Annotated in this window: 20 protein-coding genes and 2 tRNA genes; 15 read left to right on the top strand and 7 right to left on the bottom strand. The window is 67.7% G+C overall.

Annotated elements, in window-relative coordinates; genetic code table 11:
• Nucleotides 1–131: 131 nt before the first annotated feature.
• Together BO221_RS54945 and BO221_RS54940 are read right to left on the bottom strand one after the other, a co-directional pair.
• A complete protein-coding gene (locus BO221_RS54945) occupies nt 132–269 on the bottom strand; it encodes a hypothetical protein (protein WP_158079904.1) in 138 nt (45 codons plus the stop codon).
• 314 nt (nt 270–583) lie between these two features.
• The gene (locus BO221_RS54940; RefSeq protein ID WP_158079903.1) at nt 584–724 is read right to left on the bottom strand and encodes a hypothetical protein; all 141 of its coding nucleotides are present in this window, start codon (nt 722–724) and stop codon (nt 584–586) included.
• Nucleotides 725–1,210: 486 nt separating this feature from the next.
• On the opposite strand from BO221_RS54940, the gene BO221_RS23800 reads away from it, so the two are divergent.
• The gene (locus BO221_RS23800; RefSeq protein ID WP_073562756.1) at nt 1,211–1,762 is read left to right on the top strand and encodes a hypothetical protein; all 552 of its coding nucleotides are present in this window, start codon (nt 1,211–1,213) and stop codon (nt 1,760–1,762) included.
• 81 nt (nt 1,763–1,843) lie between these two features.
• Here the strand turns inward: BO221_RS23800 and BO221_RS23795 are convergent, their stop codons facing one another.
• Nucleotides 1,844–2,905: a P63C domain-containing protein gene (locus BO221_RS23795; protein WP_073562854.1), complete on the bottom strand. Its 1,062-nt coding sequence runs from the start codon at nt 2,903–2,905 to the stop codon at nt 1,844–1,846.
• A 129-nt stretch (nt 2,906–3,034) separates the two neighbouring features.
• Here BO221_RS23795 and BO221_RS54935 point away from each other — a divergent pair, with 129 nt between their 5' ends.
• From BO221_RS54935 to BO221_RS23785, 3 genes are read left to right on the top strand one after another with little or no spacing between them, the layout of a single operon-like run.
• A complete protein-coding gene (locus tag BO221_RS54935) occupies nt 3,035–3,199 on the top strand; it encodes a hypothetical protein (RefSeq protein ID WP_158079902.1) in 165 nt (54 codons plus the stop codon).
• 50 nt (nt 3,200–3,249) lie between these two features.
• Nucleotides 3,250–3,603, top strand: a complete 354-nt coding sequence (locus BO221_RS57645; protein ID WP_083681297.1) for a helix-turn-helix domain-containing protein — start codon at nt 3,250–3,252, stop codon at nt 3,601–3,603.
• Nucleotides 3,600–4,616 carry a serine/threonine-protein kinase gene (locus BO221_RS23785; protein WP_073562754.1) on the top strand — a complete coding sequence of 339 codons (1,017 nt, stop codon included), beginning with the start codon at nt 3,600–3,602 and terminating at the stop codon, nt 4,614–4,616. Before BO221_RS57645 ends, BO221_RS23785 begins: the two co-directional genes overlap by 4 nt.
• 76 nt (nt 4,617–4,692) lie before the next feature.
• On the opposite strand, the gene BO221_RS23780 is transcribed toward BO221_RS23785, so the two are convergent.
• Complete coding sequence (locus tag BO221_RS23780; protein WP_073562753.1) at nt 4,693–5,682, bottom strand: NAD(P)-dependent alcohol dehydrogenase; 990 nt, start codon at nt 5,680–5,682, stop codon at nt 4,693–4,695.
• 74 nt (nt 5,683–5,756) lie between these two features.
• Between BO221_RS23780 and BO221_RS23775 the strand changes: the two genes are divergently transcribed.
• Nucleotides 5,757–6,638: a LysR family transcriptional regulator gene (locus BO221_RS23775; RefSeq protein ID WP_073562853.1), complete on the top strand. Its 882-nt coding sequence runs from the start codon at nt 5,757–5,759 to the stop codon at nt 6,636–6,638.
• Between the two features lie 99 nt (nt 6,639–6,737).
• On the opposite strand, the gene BO221_RS23770 is transcribed toward BO221_RS23775, so the two are convergent.
• A tRNA-Glu gene (locus BO221_RS23770) sits at nt 6,738–6,810 on the bottom strand.
• Between the two features lie 5 nt (nt 6,811–6,815).
• A tRNA-Lys gene (locus BO221_RS23765) sits at nt 6,816–6,888 on the bottom strand.
• A gap of 182 nt (nt 6,889–7,070) precedes the next feature.
• Here BO221_RS23765 and greB point away from each other — a divergent pair.
• The 4 genes from greB to BO221_RS23745 all read left to right on the top strand — a co-directional run bounded on the left by greB (nt 7,071) and on the right by BO221_RS23745 (nt 10,435).
• Nucleotides 7,071–7,643 (top strand): transcription elongation factor GreB, encoded by a 573-nt coding sequence (gene greB / locus BO221_RS23760; RefSeq protein WP_083681296.1) that lies wholly within the window; start codon nt 7,071–7,073, stop codon nt 7,641–7,643.
• A 269-nt stretch (nt 7,644–7,912) separates the two neighbouring features.
• Nucleotides 7,913–9,235, top strand: a complete 1,323-nt coding sequence (locus BO221_RS23755) for a PhoH family protein (RefSeq protein WP_073562752.1) — start codon at nt 7,913–7,915, stop codon at nt 9,233–9,235.
• Nucleotides 9,236–9,262: 27 nt separating this feature from the next.
• Nucleotides 9,263–9,607: a YbeD family protein gene (locus BO221_RS23750; protein WP_073562751.1), complete on the top strand. Its 345-nt coding sequence runs from the start codon at nt 9,263–9,265 to the stop codon at nt 9,605–9,607.
• A 69-nt stretch (nt 9,608–9,676) separates the two neighbouring features.
• Nucleotides 9,677–10,435, top strand: a complete 759-nt coding sequence (locus BO221_RS23745) for a cyclopropane-fatty-acyl-phospholipid synthase family protein (RefSeq protein ID WP_043398492.1) — start codon at nt 9,677–9,679, stop codon at nt 10,433–10,435.
• Nucleotides 10,436–10,513: 78 nt separating this feature from the next.
• On the opposite strand, the gene BO221_RS23740 is transcribed toward BO221_RS23745, so the two are convergent.
• The gene (locus tag BO221_RS23740) at nt 10,514–11,608 is read right to left on the bottom strand and encodes a diacylglycerol kinase family protein (RefSeq protein ID WP_073562750.1); all 1,095 of its coding nucleotides are present in this window, start codon (nt 11,606–11,608) and stop codon (nt 10,514–10,516) included.
• Nucleotides 11,609–11,932: 324 nt separating this feature from the next.
• On the opposite strand from BO221_RS23740, the gene dnaK reads away from it, so the two are divergent.
• The 6 genes from dnaK (at nt 11,933) to BO221_RS23710 (ending at nt 21,263) form a co-directional block, all read left to right on the top strand.
• Nucleotides 11,933–13,852, top strand: coding sequence for a molecular chaperone DnaK (gene dnaK / locus BO221_RS23735; protein WP_073562749.1), 1,920 nt, complete (start codon nt 11,933–11,935; stop codon nt 13,850–13,852).
• 193 nt (nt 13,853–14,045) lie between these two features.
• Nucleotides 14,046–14,453 (top strand): thiol-disulfide oxidoreductase DCC family protein, encoded by a 408-nt coding sequence (locus BO221_RS23730; protein WP_073562748.1) that lies wholly within the window; start codon nt 14,046–14,048, stop codon nt 14,451–14,453.
• Nucleotides 14,454–14,506: 53 nt separating this feature from the next.
• Complete coding sequence (locus BO221_RS23725) at nt 14,507–17,035, top strand: AAA family ATPase (RefSeq protein WP_083681295.1); 2,529 nt, start codon at nt 14,507–14,509, stop codon at nt 17,033–17,035.
• A gap of 14 nt (nt 17,036–17,049) precedes the next feature.
• Nucleotides 17,050–19,353 (top strand): vWA domain-containing protein, encoded by a 2,304-nt coding sequence (locus BO221_RS23720; RefSeq protein ID WP_073562747.1) that lies wholly within the window; start codon nt 17,050–17,052, stop codon nt 19,351–19,353.
• Between the two features lie 13 nt (nt 19,354–19,366).
• The gene (locus tag BO221_RS23715; protein ID WP_073562746.1) at nt 19,367–19,939 is read left to right on the top strand and encodes a PspA/IM30 family protein; all 573 of its coding nucleotides are present in this window, start codon (nt 19,367–19,369) and stop codon (nt 19,937–19,939) included.
• 16 nt (nt 19,940–19,955) lie between these two features.
• Nucleotides 19,956–21,263, top strand: a complete 1,308-nt coding sequence (locus BO221_RS23710) for a hydroxyacid-oxoacid transhydrogenase (RefSeq protein WP_073562745.1) — start codon at nt 19,956–19,958, stop codon at nt 21,261–21,263.
• Nucleotides 21,264–21,265: the final 2 nt, after the last annotated feature.

Raw genomic sequence — 21,265 nt, 5'->3', positions numbered from 1 at the left:
ATGTGCCAATCACCGGCGGAGCCGTGGGTTGGGTATCCACGCTCCACTTCCGTGGCGGCGGTTGGATCCACATTGCCCGCGGCTCACGGGAGGGCTGGCCGGCACAGCACCAGCCCTCGGTGAGCCCGCAGCTACGACAGGCCGAGGTGGGCGGCGATCTCTGCGAGCTCTTCGAGGACCCTCAGCAGGATGAGCAGCAGGCGCGCAGCCTTGGTGGCCTTGTCGAGCTTCGAGGGCTTCGCGGGGGTGTTCGCTTCATTCGTACTCATGGTGGTGCCCTTCGGGCAGGCGGGTGCAAGCCGCTCCGGCGGTTGCCGGGCGGTGTGCCTGTCCAGGTGGTTGTTGGTGGGTGGTTGGGCGCGGCGGACGCCTGCGCTCTGGGGGGCGCAGTAGCGCCAGCCCCAATAGATTGTTGTGACTCGCGGGCCCTTAGCCGCGACGAACCGGGCCCGAGCGTGCCTGGGTCCAGGAGAATGCGGCATCCGCGAGGGCCGCGGCCGGAACTCGGCCTGCGGCTGGTGACGCGGAACTGCGGTGAGCCGGGGAGGGCGGGCAGCGCCGCCAGCCCTCCGGTATCAAGAGGCTACGGCAGGGCGAGCAAGGTGAGGCGGATGGCGAAGATGGCGGCGGGGAGCTGCAGCAACTGGAACAGCACAGTTGCAACCTGGATGGCCCAGAAGGCCCGGGAGTGCTTCTCGCTGGCGTTCGCTTCGATCGTCTTCATGGCTGGGCCTTTCGGGCATGAGGGGACGAGCCGTTCCGGCAAGAAGCCGGGCGGAAGCTCGTCCTTGTTGGTGTGTGAGGGGTTACCTGACTGAGTGGGGTGTAACGGCTTGATCTTTCAGGTAAGATCCAACGGGTGCGTGTGCCGCCGAGATCTCGCCTGCTCTCCCGATGACTGACGCTAGTCGACGGCTTGCGCCACGGCCGCCAGGGCGTGATATGGTCGCCCAACCGCTTGAAACTACTAGGCGGGTGGGTGCCGGGCCGTGCATGTGCTTCAGGTGTAGGTGGTTACATATGACGCATGGCGTCACGCGCGCCGTGGCCTTTGCTCCCGCGCGGCTGGAGCCCCGCTTCTACCTTAAGTGGGAACCCCCGCCGGGCCCGGTCGGCGCCCTGTCCCCTTCTCCCGTAGGGTCAGACTCATCCCGATGAATGTCGGGCTGCAGGCCCCCACCTTCTCCGGGGTATTTCCAACACGGGAACGGTGGCGCTTCGGGAGTTGCTGGAGCAGGTGAAGGAGAACCTCAACGGTGTGGGAGACGCGGACCTGGGGCTGCACGGGATCGCGCTGGCGGAGCTGGAGACCCTTGAGCAGGCGAAGCGGGACGAGGCGCGCCGCCTGCACGGCAAGGCCATTCTTGACGGGTCAGCGGCAGTGACCCGCGCCGAGCTGCTGGAGCAGGAGCGGGACGAGGCGCTGAAGGCCGCGGCCGAGTACTCGGACCACCTGGACAGGGGCGGGACGCTCGTCGGGCCCTGCCCGCACGGGAGGACTCCATGGGTCCGGCGCGAGACGTGCGGCGAGCTCAACGCCGTCCAGGTGGCGCTGCTGCTGCGGGACGCGGAGAGGGGTGCCCGCGAGCGCGCGGAGGCGGGCAAGGCGACCCTGCACGAGCAGGCGGTCCGTGCTGGCGTGGAACTGCGCCATGCCTACCGCGTCAAGGCGGACTGGAACCTCGTGGCGCGGGCCATCGACATGCTGGAGCGAGCCACGACGTCGGCCCCGTCCGGGTCAGATGTAGGGGTGATTGCCTAAGTGGCTGTAACTATTGAACACCAGAGCTGCGGTGGCGCACCCGCTGGAGAGGTGCCACAGGCTCGTCCAGGCCGGAGCGGATCAGAGGCTTGAGAGGTCATCGAGCGGCAGCTCGTAGTTCTTCCCGTACCTGGGTACGGCGCGGTCGAGCTGCCTCACGAAGGTCTTGAAGTCAGGGCTGATCCGCATCAGTGCGCACACGACGGCCAGGTGCTTCCCCAGGTGTTCGTGGCCGATGTCGACGCTGAGAAATTGGTGGTGCTTGTGACGGCGGCGGCCATCCTTCACAACCGGGTTCTTGCGCTTCAGTTCGTCGAGCACGCCTTCCGGCAACCGTTCATAGACGAGGTTGTTGGTCAGCTTGCCCACGAGCACCGGCTTCTGGCTGCCTGGATCTGACTTCCAGCCCAGGAGCCGGAACATCTCTGTGTAGAACTCATCCGGGAATCGCTTCGCCCAGGGAAGGAGTTCCTTGGCGATGTACGCCTCGAGGATCTTGTGGAGCTCACCGCGGCGCCTCTCGGCCTCGTAGCCGGTGGCCTCGTCCACCAGTGCCACAATGCCGACCCGCGAGAAGCCGCGAACGAGCACCTCGGCCTGACGGGCGATGTGCTGCTGCTGCGTCTGGAGGACGCCAGCCGCTCGCGCCTCAAGGATGGCGTCGCAGAGGTCGACGAGAGCCGCCGCCTCGAAGCCGAAGGCCATTCCGCCGCCCGGAATACGGAACTGAAATGGCGACTGGATCAGAGCCGCTAACCCCTCAGAAATATGGGGAGAAATGCCCTTTCCACGTGAAAAATTGGTCAGTCGGTCATACCCCTGTTTGGGGTTGCTGCCACCCTTCATCCCGAGCGTCGAGATCATGCCCGCGCGAGAGAGCACTCGTCGGCCGTCGTCGAGGACGAAGCAGGGGATGACTAGCTCCTCGGCTCCATTGCCGCCGGCAGGGATGTGCAGTTCGCCCTCGTGTGTTGCGCGCGGGGTGCGCTCCGTCCCTGGCGACTTCGCCCAACGGGCCTCAGCCGCAGCTTGAGCGATCTCGCGGCGGCGCTCAGTGGACAGGGCCGCAGCTCTCGCGCGACCGCCCTTCTTTCCGCCCCTCCCGCCCAGCTTCTTGGCGGCGTCCTTTGCTTGCTCGGTCATGCATAGGAGGCTAACCACCCCATGCATGGGCGGTCAAGCATGCGACCCATGCTCGGGAGGCACAGGAGCTGCGCCGGGTCTTGCGGCTGCTAGATGGGTGTCCAGTCTTCAACCTTGAACGGAGGCGTCATGGTTCATCTCATCAGCTACGACCTCAACGGCAAGGAGCCGTCGAGCAGCTACGAAGCCATCAAGCGCGTCATCACGACGAATGCCATCGACTACCGGCACGTCCTCAAGTTGGGCTGGCTGGTCCGCACGAACCCGAGCGCATCGAGTCCGAAGAAGGTGTAGGCGACGGCCGCCAGGACTGGAGTCATCCTGCTGGGGATGGTCACGGGTCCATGCCTCGTCCGTATAACACCGTTTATAACAGGTGCTTGCCATGCTGGTGGCGGTGTGGCAGAGTCACGACCATGCCGTTGACCACTCAAGATCTCGTTCGAATCCGAACTACCCTGGGTTTGACCCAAGAGCGCATGGCTGCACTCCTGGGTGTTTCATTCGTGAGCGTGAATCGGTGGGAGCGTGGTCACTCCGTGCCTCTTCGCGCAGTGCTCGACTTGTACGAGGCATTGGATGGGGCCGTGCGTGCAGGCAATCCGCCGGAAAAGATCATCCGTGTTGCGGCTGAGGAGCGCCCCCAGTTTCTTCAGAAAATCTTCACCATGGCTTATGCGTCGGGAGGTCGTCGATGAGTTTCTCCGTTTTGAATCTCAAGTACCTCGGTGGGGGGGGCTTTGCTGACGTGTACTTGGGGACGCGAAGTGACACGGGCGAGCAGGTCGTTGTGAAGTATCTGCGTGAGCCCCAAATCCCAGGTGCCAAGAAGGCCTTCATGCGGGAGTGGAAGATTCTTTCGCGGAACCTGCATCGAAAGTTGATGAATGTCTTGGGGGCCAATCTCGAGGCCGAAAAGCCATTCTACGTCATGCCGTACGTCGAGGGTGGTTCGCTGGTGAAATGGGCTGGTCGCCTTGATGACCGGCAGATCTTGGATTTTGCCTTGCAGTTGGCTGATGTGATCAGCGCACTGCATGATGCGAATGTTGTCCACGGAGATATCAAGCCAGACAATACCCTTGTATCAGGGAGTGATATCCGACTCGGTGATCCTCTTGGGAATGGTTCTGGCTGCACCATTTCGTTCGGAACCAAGCTTGGAGGAACCCCTGGATATTGGGCGCCTGAAATAGCTGCTGGCAATCCGATTTCGAAGGCGGGAGACTGCTACTCGTATGGGGCGACTCTTTATCATTTGGCAACCGGGTTGGTGCCTGTGGATGGTCGAAGCCTTGACCCTTTGCCATATCGGCCGAGTTCTCAAGGTAACGGGCTCCGTGATGTGATTCTTGCGGCGTGCCGCCTGGATCCATCTCAGCGCCCGACGATGGCTGATATTCGCGCCTATCTGATGAAGAGTCTGCTGGCTCAACCCAAGCAGAAGTCTGCGGTGCCTGCTCAAAATGCCCGGCTTGTGGCTGCGAAAATTCCTAAACCCCCAGTTCCACGAAATTGGCACGCGCAGAATCCGCAGCCAGCACCAGTATTCAAGTTCGAGCCTGCTTACAAGCCGAAGCCTGTGCAGCAGGTGGCACCTGCTTTTGTTGCCAAGCCTGACAAGGAAGATAGCCCATGGGGGACAATCCTCGTCCTTGGAGGCTTGGCGTTGTTGGGCATGGCCATTGCCAACTCCAAGGGTAAAGGTTGATTTTGCTCGCGGTACTGGGGCCCGGGGCGGGACAGCCCGGGACCATGTAACAGCCCGGGACCATGTAGTTGTAATGCTAAGTGGCGCTGATCACGATCTGTCCGCGCGCGCGCCTGCTCACCATGTGCGCCACGGCCTGGCCGGCGTGCGCGAGCGGATAGGTCCTGTCGATCACGACCTTCACGGCGCCCGATTGAATCAGCGCGCCGATGTCCTCGAGGTTCTTGCGTGACGGGACGAATTGAATCGTGCGCCACTGCCTGGACTTGAAGAGCGCCCCGAACGCCATGCCAGGCAGCGTTCCCAGCCACTTGTGGGTGCCGATGCTGTTGGGCAGCAACACCCCATTCGCGGTGAGGACGCGCGCCGAGACCGACGGAGGGTGGTTCATCACGTTGTCCATCACCACGTCGTAGCGCGCGTCCTGCTCCGGGTAGCTCGTCCGCGTGTAGTCGATGACGTGGGAGGCACCGAGCGAACGCACCAGCTCGACGTTCCTCGTGCTGCACACGCCCGTGACCGTGGCACCCAAGGCCCTGGCGATCTGCACGGCGAACGTCCCCAGGCCACCGGAGGCACCGTTGACGAGCACCTGCTGACCTGGGCGGACGCGAGCGACATCGCGCATGGCCACCAGCGCCGTCACGCCCGACATCACCGCCCCGGCGGCTTCCTCGAAGCTGAGCTGCGCCGGCTTGTGCGCCAGTTGCGTCGCCGGGACCACGGTGTATTCGCAGAAGGTCCCGGGAGCGCCGCGCTTGTAACCTCCCGTCCACACCGAGCCGAACACGGCGTCGCCGGGTGCGAAGCCGGTGACGTGGGCGCCCACCGCTTCCACGACGCCGGCGACGTCCGAGCCGCGGACCGGCGACACGGGCGCACGAAGGCCGGACACCAGGCGCAGCACGTAGGGAACTCCGAGGGTGGCGATGCAGTCCGGCGTGTTCACCGACGTCGCGTGCACACGGACGAGGACTTCGCCCTCGCCCGGCGTGGGGATGTCGCTCTCGCCCTGTACCAGGACGCGTTCAGGAGCTCCGTAACCGCTTTGCAAGATGGTTCGCATGAGGACCACCCTACGCGTGCGAAAACGGGCGCTCCACGTATGATTTCGGGATGCCGGCGTGCAAAAATGTGCGCATGGACTGGGACGACCTTCGTTACGTGCTGACGCTCCACCGCGAGAAGACGTTGTCCGGCGCCGCCGCCACCCTTGGGGTCTCCCGGACCACCGTCGGGCGGCGCCTGAAAGAGGCCGAGGAGCGGCTGGGCGTCCGGCTCTTCGACCGCACCGAAGAAGGCTTCGCGGCCACGGCCGCTGGCGACGAGCTGGCCGAGACCGCGGCGCGGCTGGAGGCGGAGATCCACGTGGCCGAGGGGCGGCTTCTGGGCCGTGACGCCGAGCTCCGCGGCCGGCTGCGGGTCTCGACGGTGGACTTCCTGTTCGCGGGTTTTCCCGAGGTGTTTTCCAGCTTCATCCAGCGCTATCCGGGGGTGGAGGTGACCCTCGGGGTGACCAATGAACAGGTGTCGCTCATTCGCCGCGAGGCCGATGTGGCGCTGCGTCTGGAGAACAATCCGGCGGAGGGCCTGGTGGGCCGCCGCGTCGGTCGAATGCAGTTCGAGGCCTACGCCGCGCGTTCACTCGTCGATCGGCTGGGCCCTGGTGCCACCCTCGCGGATTTTCCGTGGCTGCATTCGGACGAGCGCTCCGATGGGCGTTGGCTCGATGGATGGCTGGCCCGGAACGCGCCGGGAGCCAAGGTGTCGCTGCGTTCCGACGACTTCGCGGTCCGCCGGCGCGCGCTCTCCGCCGGCATGGGCGTCACCTTCCTGGCGTGCTTCGACGGCGATGCCGATCCAGGGCTGGTGCGCGTGGGGGCGCGCCTCACCGAAGAAGCGCGCGATCTCTGGGTGCTGACGTTGCCAGAGCTTCGCAACAACAGGCGTATTCGTGCCTTCATGGACCACGTCTACGACGCCTTCAAACCCCATCAGCGCGCGCTCGAGGGGAGCGCATAGGCCGCGGACCATCGGACAAGCTCTGAAGACGCGCCGGAGCCTGAAAACACCGAGGCCGGAAACCCCTGATTGCTCAGCGGCTTCCGGCCTCGGCTTGTGTGTCCCCGACGGGATTCGAACCCGTGTTACCGGCTTGAAAGGCCAGCGTCCTGGGCCTCTAGACGACGGGGACCTCTGTGAGTCGCGGGGGGATCGAACCCCCGACCCTCGGCTTAAAAGGCCGGTGCTCTACCAGCTGAGCTAGCGACTCGCACTATTCTTTTTTGATCAGACGCCAGATTCCTTGGTTCCTGGCGTCTGCGAGGGGCTCTCTACCAGCACTCGCTTCGGACTTCTACTGGCGATCGTTCCCCTCGTCACCTGACAGCCACCCTTCAACGGCCCGTCCCCGCGTCTCCTTCCGCCTCCCTCTGGAGGCGCTATACAGAGGCCATGTCCCGTGACGTCCGGAATTCCGAGGAAGCCCCCGAGGAGAACGACGCGCTGCAACTGGAGGGTGGGGAGGACGAGGAAGAAGAAAAGTCCTCCTCCGGCCACCGGCGCTACCTCACCCGCTCTGGGGCCGAGCGCATGCACAAGGAACTGCTGCGCCTGCTCAACGAGGAGCGTCCCAAGGTCACCGCCGAGGTGTCCGCCGCCGCCGCCCAGGGCGACCGCTCGGAGAACGCCGAGTACATCTACGGCAAGAAGCGCCTGCGGGAGATCGACCGGCGCATCCGTTTCCTCCAGAAGCGCCTGGACACCGCCACCATCGTCACCCCGTCCGAGCAGCCGGACACCAGCCGCGTCTACTTCGGCGCCACCGTGACGCTCGAGGACGAGGACGAGGCCCGGGTGACCTATCAGATCGTCGGCTCGGACGAGATCGACACCGCCGGGGGCCGGATCAGCGTGGAGTCGCCCATCGCCAAGGCCCTGCTGCGCAAGAAGGCCGGCGACACCGTCGAGGTGCACCGCCCGCGTGGGGAAATCGAATACACCATCGTGCAGATCCGCTACCTGTAGGGGTGTTCGTCCGAGGACACTGGGGCCCTCCAGGGCGCAGGGGGAGCGGGTGTCCACTGATCCGGGGATCCACGAGCGGGGCGGGAACCCCGCTGTTAGCGTTGCGTTACACCCGAGGTAGGCCCCAAATGGGCCGGAGCCGCTTCCCGCGTGGGAGGCCCGGCCTAATATTCGGTTGGCAGTCAGGCGCAGAAGCGGTCCGTCAGTCGGAGTCCCGTCGCACGGTCGGTTCCAGCGGTCGCACCCACTACGAGGTCGCGCTCCACACGATGCGAAAGAACTTCATCCTCGACACCAACGTCCTTCTCCACGACCCCCGCTCCATCTACAGCTTCAAGGAACACAACGTCATCATCCCCATCTACGTCATCGAGGAGATCGATCAGTTCAAGCGCGATCTCTCCGAGCTGGGGCGGAATGCGCGTCTGGTGGCGCGCTACCTGGACTCCTTCCGGGAGGAGGGCTCGCTCAAGGACGGGGTGCGCCTGCCGCACGGAGGCGTCCTGCGCGTGTGCTTCACCGACAGGGATCTGCCGCTCTCCATGGCGGACAGCAACCTGATGGACAACCGCATCCTCTCGGTGGCCATCGACTTGATGGAGCGCGAGCCGCAGTCGCCGGCCGTCTTCATCACCAAGGACACCAACCTGCGCATCCGCGCGGACGCCCTGGGCCTCATCGCCGAGGACTATGACGCCGAGCGGGTGGAGATCACCGAGCTCTACACCGGCTTCACCGAGCGCCTGGTCTCCCGCGAGATGGTGGACCAGATGTACAAGCCCGGCGCCGAGGTGGAGATCTCCGGGCAGGAGTCGCTCTCGCCGCACCAGTTCATCCTGCTCAAGGACGAGACGAACCCGTCGCACACGGCCATGGGCCGCTTCAACGCGTCCCGGGGGCGGGTGGTGCCGCTGCTGCGCGGCATGAAGTCCGAGGGCGTCTGGGGCATCCGCCCGCGCAACATGGAGCAGAGCTTCGCCCTGGACCTCGTGATGAACGACGAGATCAAGCTCGTCACCATCGTGGGCAAGGCGGGCACGGGCAAGACGCTGCTGGCCATCGCCGCGGGGCTCCACAAGGTGACGGAGGAGGGGGTGTACCAGAAGCTGCTCGTCAGCCGGCCCGTGTTCCCGCTCGGCCGGGACATCGGCTACCTGCCGGGCAGCCTGGAAGAGAAGATGAACCCCTGGATGCAGCCCATCTTCGACAACGTGGAGTTCCTGATGAACCTGAGCCGCGCCGACAAGAAGGCGGGCCGGGGCTACCACGAGCTCATCGACCTGGGGCTGATGGAGATCGAGGCGCTCACCTACATCCGCGGGCGCTCCATCCCCAACCAGTACATCATCATCGACGAGGCGCAGAACCTCACCCCCCACGAGGTGAAGACGATCATCACCCGCGTGGGCGACAACACGAAAATCATTCTCACCGGGGACCCGTTCCAGATAGACAACCCCTACGTGGACGCGACCAACAACGGACTCGTTCACGTGGTCAACCGGTTCAAGAATGAGAAGATCGCGGGCCACATCACCATGGCCAAGGGCGAGCGCAGCGCCCTGGCCGAGCTCGCGGCCAACCTCCTCTAGCCCCCTGCGCCGCACGAGGAAGCAGTCATGAAGGCAGAAGACGGTACGGCAGAGGGTGCCCCCCAGGGCACGCAGGGTGACGGCGAGGAGAAGAAGCCGCTCATCGAGTACCCCACCGTCTACACCTTCAAGGTCATGGGGCGGCAGGAGTCGGCGGGGCCGGCGGGGTTCGCCGCGTATGTGCGCGAGCTCTTCCGGTCGCTCATGGGCTCGGAGATCTCCCCGGATTCCATCCAGGAGCAGCCCAGCAGCAAGGGCAAGTACGTGTCGGTGAGCGTGTCGGTGTACCTGCTGTCCGAGGAGCACCGCCGCGCCATTTATGCCCGGCTGCGGCAGGAGCAGCAGGAGCAGCGGGTCGTCTACTACCTTTGAGGGCGGCCCCCGCCCGGACAGGCGGGGGGAATTGGCGATTCCCGGCCACCGGTGTAGAAGGGGCTCCTCATGAGCCCGGCTGAGCCCTTCCCGCTCTACTTCCCTGGTGACGCTCGGCGCCCCTTCAGCTCCGAGATCGCGACCCGCCGCTTCGCGAAGGTGGCGCAATTGGAAGAGGGCGGGCGGGTGCTCGAGCTCGGCTGTGGCCCCTCCGGCCTGGCCAGCGTGGTCCTGGCCCAGGAGTTCGGCTGCTCGGTGGTGGCGGCGGACGCGGACGAGACGCTCCTCATCCACATGCGTGACCGGGTGCGCTCGCTCGGGCTGGACGGCCGGGTCGAGGTGCGGCGCGTGGATCTGCGCAAGCCCGCCTTCCGGGAGGGCGAGTTCGACGCCATCCTCTGTCAGGGCCGGATCTTCCTGGCGCTGGCGGATGCGATGGGCACCTTCCGGCCCCTGCTGGCCCACAACGGCCGGTTGGGCCTCACCTATCCGGTCCGGGTGGGCCGCGTGACGCCCCGCGCCGTGCTCGACTTCTGGGAGCGCCGCCTGGGGGCTTCGTTGCTGCTGCCCCGCGAGCTGCTCCAGCACCTGGCCCTGGCCGGCTTCGAGCCCGAGTCCGTCGAGTCCCTCCAGGACGCCGAGCTGGACACCCTCTACAAGGAGCTGGAGCCCCACCTCGCCAAGGCTCCGGCCGAGCAGGCCACCTGGCTGCGCGAGGAGATCGCCCTGCACCGGGAGAACGGCAAGGCCACCGCGAGCTACGCGTTCGCCGTGGGCCGCCGCCGCGAGCCGGGAGAGAAGCCTCCGGCCGCACGCGATCGCGGGTAGTTGGGTTGGGTGGACTGACCCTCACCCCGGCCCTCTCCCAGAGGGAGAGGGAGGAAGAGGGGAGGGCGGGGTGCTTGCTCAGTGCACCGCGCCGTGGAAGTCCAGCAGCTCCACCGTCTCGGGCGCCACGCTCAGCTTCACGTCGTCGCGGTAGCCCGCCGCGTCGCCACCCACGTGGAAGGGCATGGGCCGGGCGAAGCGGATGTGCACGTCCTGGGCGTAGAAGTCGTGGATGCCCTCGGGGAACCAGCGGCCCGCCCACAGCTTCGGCAGGTTCGCCAGCACGCTGGTGGCGTGCAGCTGACCCAGGCGCAGGTGCATCATCCCCCGGCGCTCGCCCGCGAACGGGAACATCCGGAAGCCGTACCCGTAGAAGGGCATCGTCGCCGCCGCCGCCATCATCAGCTTGCCCTGGAAGATGCGCTGCCCCGGGGCGATGGGCGCGCCCACCGGGTTGCCCTGCGGCCCCACCCGGTACGCCTCTCCGGCCTGGCCGTTGATGATCTCGCACTCCACCCACGTCGGGTTGGACAGGTAGTGCGGCACCGTCTTCAGGGCCACCGCCGAGAAGTAGCCGCCCGGGCCCGACAGCATCTTCTTGAGCAGCCCGCCGCGGCCCAGGTTGTCCTTCACCCAGAGGAAGTCGTTGAGCAGCTTCCCATCCACGCCCATGCCCGCGAACGGCGTGCGCATGCCCTCCACCATCAGCAGATCCATCCGCCGGTGGCTGGGGACCTCGCCCGCGCGCGCGCGCACCACGTCCTGCAGGATGCCGTCCGCGCCAGCGCCGGCGTTCACGTACGTGGCCAGGCCGTTGCCCGTGCCCAGCTTCAGCACGCCGAAACGCGGCGCGCGCTTGCCGGCGAAGCGGCCCCGCGGCTCCAGCTGGCGGAACACCTCGCTCACGAAGCCCTGGAACGTCCCGTCACCGCCACCCGTGAACACCATGGGGTAGTTGCGCTCCAGCACCGTCTGGACGATGCGGCGGCAGTCCAGCTCCGAGCGCGACAGGAAGAGATCCTGCTCCGGCACCACGTGTGAGAGGGACTTCACCAACTGTGCGTCCACCCGGCGGGCGTTGGCGTTGAGCAGCACCGCGACCTTGTGCTCGGGCGCTCCGGCGACGGACGGATTCTGGCGCGTATCCACGGACCGAAGTGGCTGTACCAGCATGAGGCTGCCTCCAGGGGGGGTTGGGGCGTCGGGCTGCCTCAGTGCACATTTTCAGCCAAGAGCTGACGCGAGGCGTTATCTCCCCCCTGTCTCAATGGTTCCGGGGGGTTGGCGCGTCAGCTACTGATCGGATGCCTGGCGGGTTGCCACGCGCGGGTGGCGGAGGTGGAGAGCGCGTTACGCACCGTGGCGTGCCGGTGGCGAGCACGTGACGCATCTTGACGCGGTTTGACACCCCGGGGTGGGTGGTTACGTTGGTCACACATCGGAAGCAATCGACGGTTTCTCGATATTTTCCTCAGTCATTTCGGGAGGTTACACACCGTGGGCAAGATTATCGGCATCGACCTGGGCACCACCAACAGCGTGGTGGCGATCATGGAGGGTCGCGAGCCCAAGGTTCTCACCAACGAGGAAGGCGCCCGCACCACGCCCTCGGTCGTCGCGTTCGCGAAGGATGGGGAGCGGCTGGTGGGGCAGGTGGCCAAGCGTCAGGCCATCACCAACCCCGAGCGGACCATCTACTCCATCAAGCGCTTCATGGGCCGGCGGTACGAGGAGACCACCGAGGAGGCGAAGCTCGTCCCCTACAAGGTGGTGCGGGGTCCGCACGGTGACGCGCGGGTGGAGGTGGACGGCAAGCAGTACAGCGCGCCGGAGATTTCCGCGCAGGTGCTGCTCAAGCTCAAGCGCGCCGCGGAGAACTACCTGGGCGAGAAGGTGACGGAGGCGGTCATCACCGTCCCGGCGTACTTCAACGACGCCCAGCGCCAGGCCACCAAGGACGCCGGTGAGATTGCCGGCCTCACGGTGCGGCGCATCGTGAACGAGCCGACGGCGGCGGCGCTCGCGTACGGCCTGGACAAGAAGAAGGACGAGAAGATCGCCGTCTATGACTTCGGCGGCGGCACGTTCGACATCTCCATCCTGGAGGTGGGCGAGAACGTGGTCGAGGTGCTCGCCACCAACGGTGACACGCACCTGGGCGGCGACAACATCGACCACACGCTGATGGACTGGCTCATCGGCGAGTTCAAGCGCGACAACGGCATCGACGTCTCCAAGGACAAGATGGTCATCCAGCGCCTGAAGGAGGCGGCGGAGAAGGCGAAGATCGAGCTGTCCTCCACGATGGAGACGGAGATCAACCTGCCGTTCCTCACGGCGGATGCCACCGGTCCCAAGCACCTGAACGTGCGCCTGACGCGGGCCAAGTTCGAGGCGATGATCGACAACCTCGTCGAGCGCTCGCTGGAGCCGTGCCGCAAGTGCCTGAAGGACTCGGGCGTGGACCTCAAGGACCTCAACGAGGTGGTCCTCGTGGGCGGCTCCACGCGCATCCCGAAGGTGCAGGAGGCGGTGAAGCGGCTGTTCGGCAAGGAGCCGAACCGCTCGGTGAACCCGGACGAGGTGGTGGCGGTGGGCGCGGCGGTGCAGGCCGGCGTGCTCGCGGGCGAGGTGAAGGACATCCTGCTGCTGGACGTCACCCCGCTGTCGCTGGGCGTGGAGACGCTGGGCGGCGTGATGACCAAGCTCATCGAGCGCAACACCACCATCCCCACGCGCAAGTCGGAGACGTTCTCCACGGCGGCGGATGGTCAGACGCAGGTGGAGATCCACATCCTGCAGGGCGAGCGCGAGATGGCCGGTGACAACCGGAGCCTCGGCCGCTTCCACCTGACGGGCCTGCCCCCGGCGCCGCGCGGCGTGCCGCAGATCGAGGTGACGCTGGACATCGACGCCAACGGCATCCTGAACGTCAACGCCAAGGACAAGGCGACGGGCAAGGAGCAGAAGGTCACCATCACCCACTCCTCCGGTCTGGCGAAGGATGAAGTGGAGAAGATGGTCAACGCGGCCAAGGAGAACGAGACCGCGGACAAGGCCCGGCGCGAGCTGGTGGAGGTGAAGAACCAGGCCGAGTCCCAGGCGTACAACGCGGAGAAGATGATCAAGGATAACCGCGAGAAGCTGTCTCCGGACGCGGTGTCGACGCTCGAGTCGGCGGTCAAGGCGCTCAACGAGGTGCGTGAGGGCCAGGACAAGGACGCCATCAAGGCGGCGTTGGATCGCCTGCAGCAGGCCAGCTACAAGGTGGCCGAGGAGATGTACAAGGCCACCGGTGGCGCGCCGGGCGCTGAGGCTCCGCCTCCGGGAGCCGACGCGGGTGCGCCGGGCGCGGCTCCGGGCAGCTCGGCCAAGCCGAAGGACGACGTGGTGGACGCCGAGTTCCGCCAGTCGTAAGGCCGCCTCTGGCGAGCCACCCTCACGAATCCCTCCCTCTCCCCCCGGGAGAGGGCCGGGGTGAGGGTATCAGGACCTGGGGTTGAACCCCGCGGAAGGGCCGGTGCTCCCAAGAGGGAGTATCCGGCCCTTCTGTTTCATTCGCGCTCAGTGGGCTCCACCCGATATGAATGGAGCCAACGCGAGGAGACCCATGAACGCGCTGACGACGACGCCCCCGGGACATGACGTCATCCTGTACGACGGGCATTGCCGCCTGTGCATCGGGGCCGCGAAGCAGTTCCAGCGGCTGTTGGGCGGCCACGGTACGCAGTTGCGCTCGTTCCGGGAGGAGGGCGTCCTGGCGGAGTACCCCGGCATCCCGCTCGAGCGGTGCGAGCAGGGGATCCAGCTCATCCAGGGGGATGGGCGGATCTTCGAGGGCGCCGAGGCCGTGGTGCAGGCGCTGGGGCGCAGGCCGGCCGGCAAGCTGCTCTTCGTCTACTACGTGCCGGGGCTGAGGCAGCTCGCGGACTGGCTGTATGGGCTCGTTGCCCGCTACCGCTTCCGCATCGCGGGGCGGGCCTGCCCGGACGGTGCGTGCGCCGTGCACTACAAGTAGGGGTCGCCGAGCCCTTCTAATGGGGGCGGGGTGGGGGCTACGATGCGCCTCCCGTGATCCACCCGCCCACGCCCGTCCCACCCCAGGCCGCGCATGCCTTCCGCCACTTCTTCCAGGAACTGCGCGAGGCCTACCTCGAGCGTGAGACGCTCTTCACCCAGATCGAGCTGGCGCTGCTGTGCCGGGAGCACGTGCTCGTCGTCGGACCTCCGGGAACGGCCAAGAGCGCCATCGCCTCGGCGGTGCTCGGCCGCATCCTCGACGAGAAGACGGGGCAGCCCTCGCTCTTCGCCAAGCAGATCGCCGAGTCCACGGTGCAGACGGACCTCATTGGCCCGGTGGACTTCAAGGTGCTCACCGAGACGGGCCGCACCGAGTTCATCACCGAGGACGGCATGCTGGGTGCCACCCACGCCTTCCTCGACGAGGTGTTCGACGGGCGCGACATGCTCCTGCGCTCCATCCTCAACGTCCTGCACGAGCGCGAGCTCAAGCACGGGCGCCGGGTGACGAGCGGGCGCATCGAATGCGCCATCATGACGAGCAACCGCTACCTCTCGGAGGTGCTGGCGCGCTCGCCGGAGCTGCTGCTGGCCTTTGCGGACCGGCTTAGCTTCATCTCCTTCGTGCCCAAGTCCTTCGCCCGGCGGCCCAGCCGCGCGGCCATGCTGCACCGCTTCGCCCATGGCATCCGGCCGGACCTGCGCGCGTCCCTCACCCTGCAGCAACTGGACGTGCTCCAGGCGGCGGTGGAGCAGGTGACGGTGGGCAGCCACCTGCTCGAGGCCATCGAGCTGCTCACCGACGAGCTGGAGCGCGCGCTCACGGCCCAGGTGTCCAAGCTGCCCGACTACGTGCCCACCAAGTACTTCTCCCAGCGCTCGGTGGTGAAGGCGCTGTGGGCCCTCAAGGCCGCGGTGGTGAGGGATCAGCTCTACCGCCGCCCGGACCGGCCACTCGAGGCCACCGTGGAGGACCTGGACGCCCTGCGCTGGTTCTTCCTGCTCGGCGGGCCCCAGGCGGAGGAGGTCGAGGCGCTCCTCAAGGTGGCGGTGGATCCACGCGAGCGCGCGCAGTTGGAGATCGTCCGCATCGAGCAGAAGGCCTTCGACGCGGCGCTGGCCAAGGTGAAGGCGGAGCTGGGCACGGGCGTGGATCGCGAGGCGGCTTCGCTCGGCTCGGCCGACGAGCTCAAGGCGGTGGAGGCGCTCGCGCGCAACTTCCAGCCGGGCATTGTCACCACCACGGCGCAGCGCCTGCGCGCCAAGCTCGTCCCGGGCCCGCGCCATCCGGACAACCGGGTGGCCCTGCTGGGAGCCGCGCGGGGACTGCTGTCGGTGGTGGAGCAGCGCATGACGCGCGGTCCCATCGAGGGCGCCGAGGCCCGGGCGGGGACGGCCATGTTCACCGCGCTCTCGGAGACGGTGGAGCTGTGCCACCAGGTGACGGAGCTGCGCCAGCGGCTGCCCGCGCTGAGTGACGCGGTGTCCCGATTCCTCCTGCAGGCGCTCGAGCTGATCGCGCTCAACGCCGAGAGCCTCGCCTTCGACGAGACGGTGAAGCTGGATACGCTCGGTAGCTTCACGGACAACGTCTCCGACGAGCTGGGCCGGGTGGGCGAGCTCCTGGCGCTGCTCGCCGAGGGCAGTTCGAGCGTGGTGGCTCGGCTGCGGGCCGCGGGGGCCGAGGCACGCGGCCGGGCCGTGGCCGCCCTGCGCCAGCGCGCGACGAGTGCCTACCCGGGGACGCGCGGCCGGAGGGATCCGCTCGATGCCCTCGCGGCGGATTCGCGACAGCTGTCCCAGCTCGAGCAGGCCCTGTGCAAGCTGGACCCCGCCCAGCGTGGCCTCAAGCAGGAGCTGCTGCAGCCGATCGGCTCGGCCTACGCCAAGGACGTGCTGACCACCACGCCCTTCGAGCGCATCGACCAGTTCTCGCGCACGGTGCAGACGGTGGCGGAGAACCTGCGGCGCGAGGGCCTGGCCCCCGAACCCGTCCTCGCCGAGTGCAGGGAGATCCTCGAGGGGCGTCTGCGCGAGTACGTGCGGAACATCGGCCGCGAGGTGGCGAGCCCTCCGCCGGCCCCCCAGGCCGCCGTCAGCGGCGAGGCCTACAACTTCTACCGGGGCGACTTCTCCACGCAGATCCGGGATGGCGAGTACGCCTCGTTGCTCGGGCTGGACGGGCAGCTCGCCTTCGCTCGGCCCGACTCCGCCACGTCCTTCCTGTCCAATGAGATCCGCGACGCGGTGGCCCGGGTGGAGCTGGCCTTCGTGCAGACGCGCCTCAAGTACCTGCGCAGCTGGCTCACCCAGCTCCTCACCGACCTGCCGGCTCCCAAGACCGTCCAGCGCCGCCCCCAGGCGGATCAGATCTTCGATCGCCTGGTGAAGAGCCGTTTCCCGCTGCTCGCGCTCAAGGAGGGCGAGCTGGTGCGCATCAAGGGCATGCTCGATGTGCTGATCGCCGTCTCCGGCGAGCTGGGCGAGAGCGCGCGCAAGCTGGACAACGTGCGGCGCGGCATCGACGACGACTTCACCCGCTTCAGCAAGGAACTGCTGGATAAGCGGGCCTCGCTGTGAGGAGGTGCTGACGCGTGCTCGCCTCGCGGCTCTCACGCCTGCGGCTCCGGTTGGACGCGCTCCAGGGAGCGCCGTCCCAGGCCGAGGGCTTGCGGGGTTGGTGGCTCGGGCTCACCGCCCCGGCCGAGGTGGACCTGTCCCTGCCCACCCTGACGGCGCTGGATCGGGCCATGGAGCGGGTGGGGGTGCACACCCTCGCGGACGCGCGGCTGCTGCTCGAGCTGGGCGTGCGCAAGGGCAGGGTGGGTGACCTGTCCACGGGCCTGAAGACCCGGGCCCAGGAGACCCTGGAGGAATTCGAGCGGACGCTCGACGCGGTGGAGAAGATGTTCCGGGTGGGCCGGTCGCCTCCGGGGGCGCGCACGGCGCTGGAGCGCGGCTTCGTCCGGCTCACGCGGGTGCTGCGTGTGGCGGATCTCTTCATGTTCCCCACGCCTCCGCCCACCGGGGAGGGCACCTTCGAGATCTTCGCGCGGCCCGGTCCCGTCTGGAACGACCGGGTGGCGCCGAGTACGGCCCGCATGGCCGTGGCCGAGTTCCTCGCGCAGCGGGCGCGCTCCAACGTGGATGATCTGGTCCAGAAGCGGCGTGACCTGGACGTGGCCCACGAGATCCTCCTGCGCATCGGCATGGAGCACGATCGTGACCGGGGCGTGGCCCTGCGCAGCGAGGTGTCCCAGGCGCGTGAGCGGGTCCGGGAGCAGCCGGCGGCGCGCTCCCTGGATGCGTTGGTGCAGGAGGTGCGGCACACCGCGAGCAGGGATCCCCAGATGGCGTGGCGCTCGCTCCGAGGCCTCTACGAGCGCGCGCTGGAGGCGAACGACGCCCCGTTGGCGGAGGCCGCCCGCGCGGCACTCGCGCCACTGATGCCCAACAAGCAACCCCTGCGGGCCATGCTGGAATCCGCCGAGCGGGATGACCTGACGCGCTGGTTCGGCGAGAAGCCCCCCGCGCACGAGGGCCCCAACGGTCTGCGCGAGCCCCCCAAGGCCTCCACCGCGGATGAGCTGCTCGCGGATCTGGCCTTCTCCCTGGAGCCCGAGCAGCTCTCCGCCTTCGAGCTGGCGTCGGGCTGCGGCCGCTACTTCGACGTGGAGGACGCGCTCACCGAGGAAATCGTCGAGATGAACACCCGCAAGGTGCGCCCCGTGCCCCGGCGGGTGCCGTACCCCACCCAGAACATGACGTTCGAGCGCACGGGTGGTCTGCACGAGGTGCACAACTTCGTCATCTCGGACCCGCGCATGGTGCTGTACGACCTGGCCGGCCACAGCCAGACGGTGCGCGCCTACCTGGAGGATGAGCCGCCTCCCCAGCCCAAGAAGATGAAGCGCACCGCCGTGCGCGTGTACGTGTGTGACGCCTCGGGCTCCATGCACGGCGCCCGGGCCCGCTTCCGCGACGCCATCATCATCGCCGAGCTCAACAACCTCCGCGTGAAGGCCCGCAAGGGCGAGCCGTTCGATCCGCTCTACTTCTCCTTCTTCAACGACATCCCCACCGAGCTGGCCCGCGTGGACACCGCCCGCGAGGCCACCCGGCAGATCGAGAAGCTCTTCCGGGACTCGCCCGCCGAGGGCCAGACGGACATCTCCCTCGCGCTCATGTCCGCCTTCGAGTCCATCCGTTCCGCGCAGGGGAGGGATCCGTACCTCGCCCGCGCCACGGTGGTGCTCATCACCGATGGCGAGGACCGCGTCGACCTGGAGCTCATCCGCCGCACCCGCGCTCCCATGGACGCGCTGGACATCTCGCTCAGCTTCATCTCGCTCGGCGAGGAGAACCCGGACCTCAAGTCGCTCGTGATGGAGCAACGGGCCCGGGGCGGCCGCGCCTTCTACCACCACCTCTCCGACCAGGAGATCCAGTGGGCGCGCACCGAGTTCGACAGCCCCTGGCGCACCCTCCTGCCGCAGGACGTGCCCGTCACCCCGGAGGCCGTCGAGGCGCTCGCGCCCCACCTCCAGGCCCTGGAGGCCCTCGCCGCAGGACGCACGCTTTCCTCCGCGCCCGTGGCCTCCGAGGTCTCGTTCGACGCGCTCTTCCCGGAGGCCGAGCGGCTCTCCGGACAGAAGGTGGCGGAGGCCCCCGGCCCCGAGGTGCTCGCCCGCGTGGCCGACATCCTCGAGGCCATCGTGGAGGCCGCCGCGCTCGCCCCCGCGGATCGCCGTCCCACCGAGGGACTCTTCCTCCTGCAGCACCTGCTCGGGGTGTACCAGATTCCCCCGGCCCGCTATCTCGCCGCGCTCGCCACGGGAGGTTCAGAGGTGCACGAGCGCCTCGCACGTGTCCGCCTCCTCTGCCGCCCGTTCGAGTAGGCTGACGCCAGTCATGTTCTTCGACTGGTTTCGCAAGAAGAAGACGCCCAAGAAGCCTCAGCGGCCCACGGATCCGCTCGCGGCCTTCGATCAGCTCATCGAGGACCTGGAGCGCCAGGGCGCCGAAATCCGCAAGTCCGCCGCCACGCTGCTGGCGCTCCGGGGCGACCTCGCCCGCTCCGAGGATCGCTACGTCAAGCGGGTGCAGGAACTCGCGAAGCGGAAGGCCCTGGCGGACGAGCAGGGGGATGGGAAGATCTCCGCGACGCTCGAGCGCGACCGCTCGCAGGCCGAGTCCCTGCTGAACACCACGCGCGAGTCGCTCGTCCGAGCCGAGCAGGACGGCAAGCTGCTGCTGGAGGCCGCCGCGGATCTCGGCAACCGGGTGGCCGAGCTCCGCATCGAGCGCGAGAGTGCCTCCGCCCGGCTCGCGGTAGGAGGGCTCGTCTCCACGGCCCTGCAGGAGCAGGTGGAGCGCTTCGAGAAGGTGCTCGCGGTGGATGCCGCACGGGACGAGGTGGAGCGGGCCCATGCGCTCGCGGACATCTACCGCGAGGAGCGTGGCGAGGCCGTGAAGCCGGGTTGACCCCAGGAGGGACGCGATGGGCTGCTGCCACTACCACCCCGTTGGCGAGGGCTGCGACAGCGCCTTCACCGTGGACACCTCACGCATCACCTTCGGCCGCGGCTGCCTGGCCGAGGTGGGTGACCGGGCGAGGGCGCTCGGGATGAAGCGCGTGCTGCTGTTCTCGGACGAGCGGCTGGCCCGGCTGCCGCACTTCGAGAAGGTGCGCCAGTCGCTGCTCGCCGCCGGGCTGGACGTCGCCGTCTACACGGATGTCCACGTCGAGCCCACCGACCGCTCGTTCCTGGAGGCGGCGCGGTTCGCCTCGGAGGTCCGGCCGGATGGCTACGTCTCCCTGGGGGGCGGCTCGGTCATCGACACGTGCAAGGCGGCCAACCTCTACGCCACGCATCCCGCCGGCTTCCTGGCCTACGTCAACGCGCCCGTGGGAGATGGGCGCCCGGTGCCCGGCCCCCTCAAGCCGCACATCGCCTGTCCCACCACCTCGGGCACCGGCAGCGAGGTCACCGGCATCACCATCTTCGACCTGCTCTCGATGGCCGCGAAGACCGGCATTGCCTCGCCCGCGCTTCGGCCCACCGAGGCGCTCATCGACCCGGACTGCACCGAGACCCTGCCCGGTGAGGTGGTCGCCGCCAGTGGGCTGGACGTGCTGTCCCATGCGCTGGAGTCCTATACCGCGCGGCCGTACGTGCGCCGTCCCGCTCCGCCCCGGCCGAGCCTGCGGCCCATGAGCCAGGGCGCCAACCCGTGGAGCGATCTCGGCTGCCGCGAGGCGCTGCGCCTGATGGGTCTGTACCTCGAGCGCGGGGTGAAGGATGCGCGGGACCACGAGGCCCGTGAGCAGTTGATGTGGGCCTCTACTCTGGCGGGTATCGCCTTTGGGAACGCCGGGGTGCACGCGCCGCACGGCATGGCCTACGCCGTGGCCGGACTGGTGCGCGACTTCCGGCCCTCGGGCTACCCGGACGGAGAACCTCTGGTTCCGCATGGCATGGCCGTCATCGTCAATGCCCCGGCCGTGTTTCGCTACACCGCCGAGGTCAGCCCCGAGCGCCACCTGGAGGCCGCGCAGCTCCTGGGCGCGGACGTGCGCGGCGCCACGCCCGGTGATGCCGGCGAGGTGCTCGCGGGCAGGCTCATCCAGATCATGCGCGCCGTGGGCATCCCCAATGGCCTCGGTGGGGTGGGCTACTCCGACGCGGACCTGGCCGCCCTCACGGAAGGGGCCTACCCGCAGCAGCGCCTGCTTCAGAACGCTCCCCGCGAGATGACGAAGCCCGTCCTCACCGGCCTGTTCCGCCAGGCGCTGCGCTACTGGTAACC

Source organism: Archangium sp. Cb G35 (assembly GCF_001896145.1).
GTDB lineage: Bacteria > Myxococcota > Myxococcia > Myxococcales > Myxococcaceae > Archangium > Archangium violaceum.
This window is presented reverse-complemented; position numbering and strand designations above follow the sequence as displayed.

Excerpts from the sequence above, each read along its gene's own strand:
- BO221_RS54945 (WP_158079904.1), bottom strand. The coding sequence starts at position 269 with ATGAGTACGAATGAAGCGAACACCCCCGCGAAGCCCTCGAAGCTCGAC.
- BO221_RS54940 (WP_158079903.1), bottom strand. The coding sequence starts at position 724 with ATGAAGACGATCGAAGCGAACGCCAGCGAGAAGCACTCCCGGGCCTTC.
- BO221_RS23795 (WP_073562854.1), bottom strand. The coding sequence starts at position 2,905 with ATGACCGAGCAAGCAAAGGACGCCGCCAAGAAGCTGGGCGGGAGGGGC.
- BO221_RS54935 (WP_158079902.1), top strand. The coding sequence starts at position 3,035 with ATGGTTCATCTCATCAGCTACGACCTCAACGGCAAGGAGCCGTCGAGC.
- BO221_RS57645 (WP_083681297.1), top strand. The coding sequence starts at position 3,250 with ATGCCTCGTCCGTATAACACCGTTTATAACAGGTGCTTGCCATGCTGG.
- BO221_RS23785 (WP_073562754.1), top strand. The coding sequence starts at position 3,600 with ATGAGTTTCTCCGTTTTGAATCTCAAGTACCTCGGTGGGGGGGGCTTT.
- BO221_RS23780 (WP_073562753.1), bottom strand. The coding sequence starts at position 5,682 with ATGCGAACCATCTTGCAAAGCGGTTACGGAGCTCCTGAACGCGTCCTG.
- BO221_RS23775 (WP_073562853.1), top strand. The coding sequence starts at position 5,757 with ATGGACTGGGACGACCTTCGTTACGTGCTGACGCTCCACCGCGAGAAG.
- greB (WP_083681296.1), top strand. The coding sequence starts at position 7,071 with ATGTCCCGTGACGTCCGGAATTCCGAGGAAGCCCCCGAGGAGAACGAC.
- BO221_RS23755 (WP_073562752.1), top strand. The coding sequence starts at position 7,913 with ATGCGAAAGAACTTCATCCTCGACACCAACGTCCTTCTCCACGACCCC.
- BO221_RS23750 (WP_073562751.1), top strand. The coding sequence starts at position 9,263 with ATGAAGGCAGAAGACGGTACGGCAGAGGGTGCCCCCCAGGGCACGCAG.
- BO221_RS23745 (WP_043398492.1), top strand. The coding sequence starts at position 9,677 with ATGAGCCCGGCTGAGCCCTTCCCGCTCTACTTCCCTGGTGACGCTCGG.
- BO221_RS23740 (WP_073562750.1), bottom strand. The coding sequence starts at position 11,608 with ATGCTGGTACAGCCACTTCGGTCCGTGGATACGCGCCAGAATCCGTCC.
- BO221_RS23730 (WP_073562748.1), top strand. The coding sequence starts at position 14,046 with ATGAACGCGCTGACGACGACGCCCCCGGGACATGACGTCATCCTGTAC.
- BO221_RS23715 (WP_073562746.1), top strand. The coding sequence starts at position 19,367 with ATGTTCTTCGACTGGTTTCGCAAGAAGAAGACGCCCAAGAAGCCTCAG.
- BO221_RS23710 (WP_073562745.1), top strand. The coding sequence starts at position 19,956 with ATGGGCTGCTGCCACTACCACCCCGTTGGCGAGGGCTGCGACAGCGCC.